Annotated in this window: 4 protein-coding genes and 1 pseudogene; all 5 read right to left on the reverse strand. The window is 37.6% G+C overall.

Annotated features, from left to right (window positions below):
• A partial coding sequence (locus V7149_RS19370) for an Hpt domain-containing protein (protein ID WP_335347235.1) occupies nucleotides 1-611 on the reverse strand: 611 nt, incomplete at its 3' end.
• Between the two features lie 19 nt (nucleotides 612-630).
• Entirely contained in the window at nucleotides 631-1,713 is a 1,083-nt protein-coding gene (locus V7149_RS19375; protein WP_335347236.1) for a protein-glutamate methylesterase/protein-glutamine glutaminase, read from the reverse strand.
• A gap of 9 nt (nucleotides 1,714-1,722) precedes the next feature.
• Complete coding sequence (locus V7149_RS19380; protein ID WP_335347237.1) at nucleotides 1,723-2,589, reverse strand: MinD/ParA family protein; 867 nt, start codon at nucleotides 2,587-2,589, stop codon at nucleotides 1,723-1,725.
• A 1-nt stretch (nucleotide 2,590) separates the two neighbouring features.
• Nucleotides 2,591-3,754 (reverse strand): flagellar biosynthesis protein FlhF, encoded by a 1,164-nt coding sequence (gene flhF / locus V7149_RS19385; RefSeq protein ID WP_335347238.1) that lies wholly within the window; start codon nucleotides 3,752-3,754, stop codon nucleotides 2,591-2,593.
• A pseudogene (gene flhA, locus V7149_RS19390) lies at nucleotides 3,751-5,755 on the reverse strand (flagellar biosynthesis protein FlhA). Before flhA ends, flhF begins: the two are co-directional and overlap by 4 nt.
• Nucleotides 5,756-5,799 lie beyond the last annotated feature (44 nt).

A 5,799-nucleotide genomic window follows, 5' to 3' on the forward strand; every position in this document is an offset into this window, starting at 1 on the left:
GCCTTAATCACTTCACCGATTTTTTCAAGAATTTCAAAAACCATAAACACTCTTGCTGCTTTCAGTAAACAATCTTCTCTCAATGAAACCGTTACTTCAAAAGTTTCAAAGCCCTGTTCCTTTGATTGCTGCATAACAGTCAGTTCAAACTCATCATAAACACTTTTAACTGTTGGTTTATGCTCTGCAACAGCAGCTGCCACCTCGGATTTTGCTATTTGGGTTACGCTTTCTCCCTTTTCTATCATTAATAATTTTTCTACTACTTCTGCTACGTCTCTTTTTCCGTCTCCGCCTTCTGCAATTGATTGGACCATTGCTTCAAGGTCATCAACAGCAAGGAAAATGACATCAAGTATCTCAGGATTAAATGTAAGCTTATGATTTCGAATGGCGTCGAGAACATTTTCCATTTGATGGGTTAATTTTGCCAAGTCTTCATATCCCATCGTTGCTGACATTCCCTTTAACGTATGTGCCGAGCGGAAAATTTCATTAACAATCGAAATATTCTCTGGGTTCTTTTCAAGCTCTAGCAGCTGTTCATTACAAGCCTGCAAATGCTCTTTACTTTCCTCAATAAAGACTTCTAAATATTGGTTCATATCCATGAGCCCTCAGCCCTCCGCATTAAACATATTTCAAAATTGAATCTGCAATTTTATCCACATCTTGAATTTCATCTATTAATCTTGTAGCAATAGCAGCTTTTGGCATTCCAAAAACGATTGACGTTTCTTGTGATTCAGCGATGGCAGTTACTTTACCGGAATTTTTAAGAGTAATAAGTCCATGTGATCCATCTGACCCCATTCCAGTCATGATGACAGCTACCTTCTTGTAATCCTTAATTTCGCTTACTGATTCAAAGAGGACATCCACTGCAGGTCTGTGGCCATTTCTTAAATCTGATTTTTCCAAGCATGTAAGCAAATTATTGCCCGATTGCTTTACTTTTAGATGAAAACCGCCCGGAGCTATATAGGCAGTTCCCTTTTGAACAATTTCACCATCGATTGCTTCTTTTACAGATATTCCACAAAGTGAATCCAATCTGTTTGCTAATGATTTCGTAAATCCAGCGGGCATGTGCTGAACGATAAGGATGCCAGCATCAATAGTAGACGGAATTCTGGTTAAGACCTTTTGCAGAGCTCTCGGGCCACCTGTAGATGTTCCAATACAAATTATTTTTTTTGTATAGGTATTCCTAATATTATTACTGGTTTCACTTAGTTCTATTTTACTATATCTTTCTTCATGTTTTATAGATAAATTTCTATTAGATGCTAAATTTATCAAATGTTTCCTGCTTACTTTGCTTGCTAAGATGACTTTTTGAACTAATTCTTCTTTAATTTTATGTAAATCGAGAGATATCGCACCTGAAGGCTTAGCAATAAAATCAAAAGCGCCATTTTGTATAGCTGTTAACGTGTTTTCTGCACCTTCTTTTGTCGTACTAGAAAGCATAATAACTGGAACTGGATGTTCAATCATAATTTGTTTAAGAGCATCCAGTCCATTTAATAAGGGCATTTCAACATCCAGTGTGACAACATCTGGATTCAATTCTCTTACCTTTTTTAGTCCATCTTCACCATTTCTCGCCGTTCCAATTACTTCTATTCGGGGGTCTGCTTTAAGAAAATCAGAAATTAGCTTCCTCATAAAGGCCGAATCATCTACAACTAGTACATTAATTTTTCTCAATGAGGACGCCTACCTTTCGAAGAGAAATCGCTTTAGTTTTGTTATAAATGGAAAGCCATTTACTGACTGTTTGTCTTGAAAATGCCTGTCTTTATACCGTTCAGCAATTTCAATAATTGACTTTGAAGCTGGAGACTTTTCATTATTTAGAATAAAAGGGGTTTGCCTTCTAACAGCTTGCTGGATCGCTCGGTCATCCGGGAGCATTCCAAGATAGAAGGATTCCCTCCCAAGAAAATTCTGCAATACTTTAGAAATACGGTTATAGGTAATTTGCCCTTCCTTTTCACTCTCGACTCGATTAATGACAATATAGTAGGGGATTGAAGAATCAACTAAATGAATGTGTTTCAGCATCGAATAGGCATCTGTAATCGCTGTAGGTTCTGAGGTTGTGATACACACAATCTCTTGAGCTGAAAGGATAAATTTAATTGATTCATTTGTAATACCAGCACCCATATCAAAAATGACATAGTCATATTCACCAAATAAAACAGTGAGCTCTTGTGTAAAATGTTCTACCCTGTTTTCATCTAAATGTACGATGTGGGAAAGTCCAGAACCACCTGCAATATATTTTAGCCCCTCAGGACCATGCATTATCGCTTGCTTTAATGAAACTCGCCCTTCAAAATAATCAACGATTGAATACTCTGATGACGTTCCCATCAATATATCGAGATTACCCATGCCTAAATCCATATCGAAAAGTAGTACGGCGAATCCCTTCTTCGTTAAGGATATTGCAAAGTTGAGAGAAAAGTTAGATTTACCTACTCCTCCCTTACCGCTTACAACCGCTAACGTTCTAGGATTTTTCCTTAATTTATTTGCTCTTAATCGTAATCGTAATTCTTCTGCCTGGTCTTTCATTTTATTCGACCCCAATAATGGTTTTTGCTATTGTACTTGGTTTTACTTCAATCATATCGTCTGGAACATTTTGACCATTTGTCATATAGGCAACACCCTTGTTGTATTTTGTGATCAAATTATACATCGCTCCGTAGCTAGAGGTTTCATCCGCTTTTGTAAAAATAAATTTATCAATTTCTATAATAGAGAACTGTTTATATATATCTTCCATATCCCTTTGTTTTGAAGTAAGGGAGAGAACTAGGTAGGTTTCCATGTCATGATCAAAATCAATTACCTGTTTTAAATCTTCTACATACTGCTTGTTTCTAAAATTTCTGCCTGCTGTATCAATTAGAACAAGATCATAATCATTGAACTGATTTGCTGCCTTTTTAAAATCATCAATTGTATAGCAAACTTCCATTGGCACATTTAAAATTTTTGCATATGTTTTTAATTGGTCAATCGCTGCAATACGATACGTATCTGTAGTGATAAAGGCAACTGTCTTTTTATGATTTATCACACATTCAGCTGCAATCTTGGCCAGAGTGGTTGTTTTTCCGACACCTGTAGGTCCGACTACATTAATATACTTTTTCTTAAAGGAAATTCCTCCAAATGGTATTTCAGTAAGCTGGTCAGCCATGTACCTTTCTAGCCAGGAATATACCTCATTAATCGATGCATTTGCCCCATTTACATACCATTTTTCAAGAAGTAACGTTAGTATTTTGTTCTGAATGGATTCATGAATGTCCTGTTCCTTTAATAATTTCTGCATCAGCTTTAAGTGTTCAGGGTAGACAGGTCCTAATTCCGAATTCGAAACAGACATTGCCTTTAGCTGTGACTTTAATTCATTGATTTCTTTCATTATGTCATCAGAAGGCTTATTATTTTCACTATTAATATTATTTTTCATTACGTTCTCTATCTGAAAATTCCGATTCGAATCCGGAGTGGCCGAAGACTTTGTTTTTGTGATTGATTTCGGTTGGGAACCTCCCAGTTGATCAGTAGCTGCAATTACTTCGATATTACGTTTTTTGAAAAGCCCTAGAAAACCGCCAGAATGAACCTCTCTCGAATTTAAAATAACTGCATCACTCCCAAGCTCTGCTCGGATATGCTTCATGGCTTCAGACATGGAAGGAGCAATAAATTTTTTTACCTTCAATCTAAATTCACCACCCCTACACTCTGTACTTCTACATTTGCTTCAAGTTCGTTGTACGAAAGAATTGGAATTTGCGGGAAATATCTTTCTGTTAATTGACGTACATACATTCTTACTGCAGGTGAACATAATACAATCGGTGTTTGTTCCATTAAAGACAATTGCTCTACCTGTGAAGCGATTGATTCTAAGACGGATTGGGAAACAGTCGGATCCATCGATAAATAATTGCCATGTTCCGTTTGTTGGATCCCTTCAGCAATTAGTTTCTCCACTTTCCCGGAAAGTGTTACCACTTTCAGTGATTCAGATCCTTGAGAAAATTGATTTGTGATTTGCCTTGCTAATGCTTGCCGTACATATTCTGTAAGTAATTCAGTGTCGCTAGTTACTTTTCCAAAATCAGCTAGTGTCTCGAAGATGATTGGCAAGTTTCGAATGGATACATTTTCTTTTAACAGCTTTGCCAGTACTTTCTGCACTTCTCCAACTGATAGTGGGTTTGGTGTAACTTCCTCAACAAGAATTGGATAGCTCTCATTAAGGTGATCTATCAATTGTTTCGTTTCTTGTCGTCCGATTAGTTCATGCGCATTTCCCTTAATCACTTCTGTAATATGAGTTGAAACGACAGAAGGAGGATCCACTACTGTATAACCAAATATTTCTGCCTGTTCCTTCATATCCTCTGTAATCCATTTAGCTGGCAGTCCAAAGGAAGGTTCAATCGTATCAATGCCTTCAATTGAATCATCATCAATACCAGGGCTCATCGCTAAATAATGATCAAGCAGCAGCTCGCCCCTAGCCATTTCATTTCCCTTGATTTTTAGTCTATATTCATTGGGCTGCAGCTGAATATTATCTCGTATTCGTACTACTGGAATAACTAAACCTAATTCAATCGCTAGCTGCCTTCTTATCATAACGATCCGATCAAGGAGATCTCCGCCTTGGTTGGCATCGGCTAACGGAATAAGCCCATATCCNNCTAACAACGCTTTCCGGACTTTTCATTTCACCGGCTTCTTGTTCTTCATCGATTTCCAGCAGCTGTCCCTTTCCTTGCTCAGGTGTACGGTTTATCATATATCCCCCAAAACAAAGAAGCGCCGCAATTGGAATCGTTAGCAAATCACTAATTGGAGTAAACAGCCCTAATAAAAATATCGTTCCCGCAGTAACATATAGCATTTTTGGAAATGCAAATAATTGAGTTGTAATATCTTTACCAAGATTTCCATCCGAAGCTGCTCTTGTAACAACAATACCTGTTGCAGTCGAAATAAGAAGTGCAGGAATTTGGCTAACCAGGCCATCCCCTACCGTTAATAGTGAAAATTTTGAGGCAGAATCAGCTACCGACAGTCCTAGCTGCATTACACCGATCACAATCCCAAAAATCAGGTTGATTAAGACGATAATGATTCCTGCAATTGCATCCCCTTTAACGAATTTACTTGCACCATCCATTGAACCATAAAAATCCGCTTCTCTACTTACCTTTTCACGGCGTGCACGGGCTTCCTGCTCTGAAATCATACCAGCATTTAAATCGGCATCAATACTCATCTGTTTCCCTGGCATCGCATCAAGGGTAAATCTTGCAGCGACCTCAGAAACACGCTCAGCTCCTTTTGTAATAACGATAAATTGAATAATGACCAAAATTAAAAATACAACTAGTCCGACAACAAGATTCCCACCGACAACGAACGTACCAAAAGTATGGACAACTCCGCCTGCATCACCTGTTGAAAGGATCGAACGTGTAGTAGATACATTTAATCCTAATCGGAAAAGTGTCAATAATAACAATAATGATGGAAATATCGAAAATTGAAGCGGCTCACTCATATTCATTGTCGTCAGTAAGACTATGAGTGCCAATGTAATATTAATTAAGATTAGTATACTTAGAAGCCACGTTGGAAAAGGGATAATAAGCATAGCTACAATTAAAATGACGGCTACTAATACGGATAAATCTCTTCCTGACATAAAATTCCACTCCTAATAGAAAAGCGCAAGCGCCTTCGGAACAA

The organism is Bacillus sp. JJ1503, assembly GCF_036965125.1.
Classification (GTDB): Bacteria; Bacillota; Bacilli; order Bacillales; family Cytobacillaceae; genus Cytobacillus.

Excerpts from the sequence above, each read along its gene's own strand:
- V7149_RS19380 (WP_335347237.1), bottom strand. The coding sequence starts at position 2,589 with ATGAAAGACCAGGCAGAAGAATTACGATTACGATTAAGAGCAAATAAA.